The sequence below is a fragment of the Streptomyces sp. NPDC059740 genome (assembly GCF_042733155.1).
Taxonomy (GTDB): domain Bacteria; phylum Actinomycetota; class Actinomycetes; order Streptomycetales; family Streptomycetaceae; genus Streptomyces.
Genome location: NZ_JBHWGP010000092.1, coordinates 1 through 3,508, shown reverse-complemented (window position 1 = coordinate 3,508; position 3,508 = coordinate 1). Strand labels below are relative to the sequence as shown.

At 68.8% G+C, this 3,508-nt stretch carries 2 protein-coding genes; both read left to right on the top strand.

Features of this window, described 5'->3' with window-relative positions:
* The first annotated feature begins 241 nt into the window (after nt 1–241).
* Nucleotides 242–850 (top strand): CDP-alcohol phosphatidyltransferase family protein, encoded by a 609-nt coding sequence (locus tag ACFV3R_RS34525; RefSeq protein WP_385591503.1) that lies wholly within the window; start codon nt 242–244, stop codon nt 848–850.
* Between the two features lie 117 nt (nt 851–967).
* Entirely contained in the window at nt 968–3,463 is a 2,496-nt protein-coding gene (locus tag ACFV3R_RS34520) for a sugar phosphate nucleotidyltransferase (RefSeq protein WP_385591501.1), read from the top strand.
* Nucleotides 3,464–3,508 lie beyond the last annotated feature (45 nt).

Here is a 3,508-nt window from a genome sequence, read left to right as displayed (position 1 = left end):
ACCTCGTGGGAGAGTAGGTCGCCGCCGAACAATTTTTGATGGGGGAGCCCCGCACCGTTGGTGCGGGGCTTTCCTGCGTTCAGGACCCGACGCGGCGGATGCCACGAGCGGCGGGCCCGTCGTCATCGCCGCAGCAGTCGGTGCCGCCGGCACCTCGCCGGGCAACCCGACGACCAGACGCCGCCCCCGTACGAGTAAGGTCGGGTGGCACCGTCAACGTTCGCCCACAGGAGGCCCCCGGGTGGAGGTCCAGGAGACGCGAGTCCAGACCGACCGCGTCCTCACAATCCCCAACGTCCTGAGCATGGCTCGCCTGCTCGGCGTTCCGCTCTTCCTGTGGCTCATCCTGCTGCCCGTATTCGGCGGGCCGAAGGCCGACGGCTGGGCACTGCTGGTGCTGGCCCTCAGCGGGATCAGCGACTACCTGGACGGGAAGCTCGCCCGCCGCTGGAACCAGATCAGCAAGCTCGGCCGTATTCTCGACCCCGCAGCTGACCGGCTGTACATCCTCTCCACGCTCGTCGGCCTCACCTGGCGGGAAATCCTGCCCCTGTGGATCACCATCGCCCTGCTGGCCCGTGAAGTGGTCCTAGCCGTCGCCGTTGTTCTGCTGGCCCGCCACCGGTACGGACCGCCGCAGGTCAACTTCCTCGGGAAGGCCGCGACGTTCAATCTCATGTACGCCTTCCCGCTGCTGCTTCTCAGTGACGGGCACGGATGGCTTCACTCGCTCGCTGCGATTTTCGGATGGGCGTTCGCCGGATGGGGTACAACCCTCTATTGGTGGGCAGGGATCCTTTACATGGTTCAGGTCCGCCGACTCATCCGCGCGGACACCGCGACCGCCTGAGCGCCGCTCTCCTGGGACCCTGCGCCGACCGACGTGATCGTCGCCGTCGGAAGGGCTCCCGGCAGCGGGCTCGTCCTCGGTCGCGCCAGCCGTCTGTTCAAGGAGGACGCTTCCGACATGAAGGCCGTCGTGATGGCCGGTGGCGAGGGCACACGCCTTCGCCCCATGACGTCGAGCATGCCCAAGCCGCTGCTGCCCGTGGCCAACAGGCCGATCATGGAGCACGTGCTCCGGCTGCTCAAGCGGCACGGGCTCACCGAGACCGTGGTGACCGTCCAGTTCCTCGCCTCACTGGTGAAGAACTACTTCGGTGACGGCGAAGAACTCGGGATGGAGCTCACGTACGCCAACGAAGAAAAACCCCTCGGGACCGCCGGAAGCGTCAAGAACGCCGAGGAGGCCCTGAAGGACGACGCCTTCCTGGTCATCTCCGGAGATGCGCTCACCGACTTCGATCTCACCGACCTCATCCGTTTCCACAAGGAAAAGGGCGCTCTCGTCACCGTCTGCCTGACGAGGGTCCCCAATCCGCTGGAGTTCGGTATCACCATCGTCGACGACGACGGCAAGGTCGAGCGGTTCCTCGAAAAGCCGACCTGGGGCCAGGTCTTCTCGGACACCGTGAACACCGGTATCTACGTCATGGAACCGGAGGTGTTCGACTACTTCGACCCGGACGTCTCCGTGGACTGGTCCGGTGACGTCTTCCCGCAGCTCATGAAGGAAGGCAAGCCGATCTACGGCTACATCGCCGAGGGCTACTGGGAGGACGTCGGCACCCACGAGAGCTACGTCAAGGCCCAGGCCGACGTGCTGGAGGGCAAGGTCGACGTCGACCTCGACGGCTTCGAGATGGCCCCCGGCGTGTGGGTCGCCGAAGGCGCGGAGGTCCACCCCGACGCCGTCCTGCGCGGACCGCTGTACGTCGGCGACTACGCCAAGATCGAAGCCGGCGTGGAACTGCGCGAGCACACCGTCATCGGCTCCAACGTCGTCGTCAAGAGCGGTGCCTTCCTGCACAAGGCGGTCGTCCACGACAACGTCTACATCGGCCAGCAGAGCAACCTGCGCGGCTGCGTCATCGGCAAGAACACCGACGTCATGCGGGCGGCGCGGATCGAGGACGGCGCCGTCATCGGCGACGAGTGCCTGGTCGGTGAGGAATCGATCGTGCAGGGCAACGTCCGCGTCTACCCCTTCAAGACGGTCGAGGCCGGCGCGTTCGTCAACACCTCGGTCATCTGGGAGTCCCGCGGCCAGGCGCACCTCTTCGGCGCCCGCGGCGTCTCCGGCATCCTCAACGTCGAGATCACGCCGGAGCTGGCCGTACGGCTCGCCGGCGCCTACGCCACCACCCTGAAGAAGGGCTCGACCGTCACCACGGCGCGAGACCACTCCCGAGGCGCGCGGGCCCTCAAGCGCGCGGTGATCTCGGCGCTCCAGGCGAGCGCCATCGACGTCCGGGACCTGGAGAACGTCCCGCTGCCCGTCGCCCGGCAGCAGACCGCGCGGGGCAGCGCCGGCGGCATCATGATCAGAACGACTCCCGGCGTCCCGGACTCGGTCGACATCATGTTCTTCGACGAGCGGGGAGCCGACCTGTCGCAGGCGGGCCAGCGCAAACTGGACCGCGTGTACGCGCGCCAGGAGTACCGGCGTGCGTTCCCCGGAGAGATCGGCGACCTCTCCTTCCCCTCCAGCGTCTACGACTCCTACACCGGCTCCCTGCTCCAGGCAGTGGACACCACCGGGGTCAAGGAGTCGGGGCTCAAGGTCGTCGTCGACGCCTCCAACGGCAGCGCCGGCCTCGTCCTGCCCAGCCTCCTCGGCCGCCTCGGCGTCGACTCACTCACCATCAACCCGGGTCTGGACGAGTCCCGGCCGACCGAGACCAAGGACGCCCGCCGGTCCGGCCTGGTCCGTCTCGGCGAGATCGTGGCCTCGGCCCGGGCGGCCTTCGGCGTCCGGTTCGACCCCGTCGGTGAACGCCTCTCGCTGGTCGACGAGCGGGGCCGCATCATCGAGGACGACCGTGCGCTGCTGGTGATGCTCGACCTGGTGGCCGCGGAGCGCCGCAGCGGCCGGGTGGCGCTGCCCGTGACCACCACCCGCATCGCCGAGCAGGTCGCCGCCTACCACGGCACCCAGGTCGACTGGACCACGACCTCCCCCGACGACCTGACCCGGGTCGGACGCGAGGAGAACACGGTCTTCGGCGGTGACGGACGCGGCGGGTTCCTCATCCCCGAGTTCAGCAGCGTCTTCGACGGCACCGCCGCCTTCGTCCGCCTGATCGGACTCGTGGCCCGGACGCAGCTGACGCTCAGCCAGATCGACGCCCGCATCCCCCGGGCCCACGTCCTCAAGCGGGAGCTCGCCACGCCCTGGGCGGTCAAGGGCCTGGTCATGCGGCACGTCGTGGAGGCCGCAGGGGACCGCAAGGTCGACACCACCGACGGCGTGCGCGTCGTGGAGCCCGACGGCCGCTGGGTCCTGGTCCTCCCCGACCCGGCCGAGGCCGTCACCCACCTCTGGGCGGAGGGGCCCGACGACGCCTCCGCCCAGCAACTCCTGGACGAGTGGTCCGCCGTGGTGGACAGCGCCGGGCACTGACGGCACGGTCGACGCACAGGGGTGGTGCCCCGGCCCTCCCGGGTC